The organism is Mycobacterium sp. ABE4_509, assembly GCF_056160785.1.
In genome coordinates, this window is sequence record NZ_JBSWXU010000296.1 from 1 (window position 1) to 1,377 (window position 1,377).

Annotated in this window: 1 protein-coding gene and 1 pseudogene; both read right to left on the reverse strand. The window is 70.2% G+C overall.

Translation table 11 applies throughout. The features are described 5' to 3' along the window. Positions 1–419: pseudogene (locus ACXAID_RS28100) on the reverse strand (DUF4129 domain-containing protein); the annotation flags it as partial. Between the two features lie 99 nt (positions 420–518). Then, positions 519–1,377: L,D-transpeptidase (locus ACXAID_RS28105; RefSeq protein ID WP_475025434.1), on the reverse strand; the 859-nt coding region annotated here is incomplete at its 5' end.

Sequence of the window (1,377 nt, forward strand, 5' to 3'; positions counted from 1 at the left end):
CGCTCGGACTGCGGGTCGCCGCCGGCCTCCGGGCCCGTTGCCGCGGGCTCGTCGAGCGGTGCCGGGGCCGCCCACCTGAGCAGCAGATAGACCACCGCCAGCCAGGCCAGCAGCGCGGTGCCGGCGATCAGCAGCGGCCGCCACTGCAGCCGCCTGCTGCGGCCGTCGCCGGGGAGTTCGACCGCCTCGGCCGGGCCGCGTCGGCGTGGGCGCTGCGCCCGCAGCGACATCGCGATGACGGCCAGCGACACCGCGAGCATGACTCCGACGGCGACCAGGCTTCCCGCACCGCCGGCGGGCTCACCCGGTTCGGATTCGGCCGGCGACCCGGGCAGATAGCCGCGCAACGCCACGATGGCCAGCATCGTCGACACGATCACCGCGATCGTGCGCGTCACCGATCTGCCGTCGCCGGGCATAGCGCCACCCCCGGATGCCGCACCGACGGCTGTCACGCCGTCGGCCTGTCACCATCGTGGCACGGGGCGGGGGCCACCCGCCGGGAAAAAGCTATCCGGTCAGAACATCTGCCAGTCGGAGGCACCGTCGGGCTGGGTGTACCAGCCGCCGTTGGTGTTCTTGATCACCACCGCGTCGCCGCTGCCGAAGTTGTCGAAGAACCACTGGGCGTTGGCCGGGCTGAGGTTGATGCAGCCGTGGCTGACGTTGCTGCTGCCCTGCGAGCCCACCGACCACGGCGCGCTGTGCACGAAGATGCCGCTGTTGTCGATCCGGACGGCGTCCTCGACGTCGAGTTTGTACCCCTCGCCGGACGGATCGTCGACCGGGACGCCGTAGGTCGACGAATCCATCACGATCTCGTCGAATTTCTCCAGCACGTAGTAGGTGCCGTTCTTGGTCTCGTAGCCCGACTTGCCCATCGACACCGGGAAGGTCTTGACGAGCTCGCCGTCACGCATGACCTCCATCTGCTTGGTGTCGTTGTCGATGGTGGCCACGAGCTGCTCGGGAACGCTGAAACTCGACTTGGTGCCCCCGGCGTCGATGTTGACGACGGTCCCGGCCGGCCAGAAGTCCTGGGGACGCCAGCGCACCTGGGTGTCGCTGGTCCAGTAGAAGCGGCCGGGCACCGGCGGCACCGACGAGATGTGGATCGCGTCCTCGGCCATCTGCCGGTCGGCGATCGGGCGCTGGAAGTTGATGTAGATCGGTTTGGCCGCACCCACGATCGATCCGTTGACCGGGTTGAACGACGGCGGCAGGAACACCGGCTCACCGGTGTAGGGCGTCGGGTTCTGCCCCGCCGGGGTGCCCGGGGGGATCGTGGCCGGCTGGGTGGCCGCCAGCGGAGCGGCGGGCGGCGGCGGGGGCGCGAACGGATTCGGGAAGACGAACGGGTTCGGCGGTGGCGGGGGC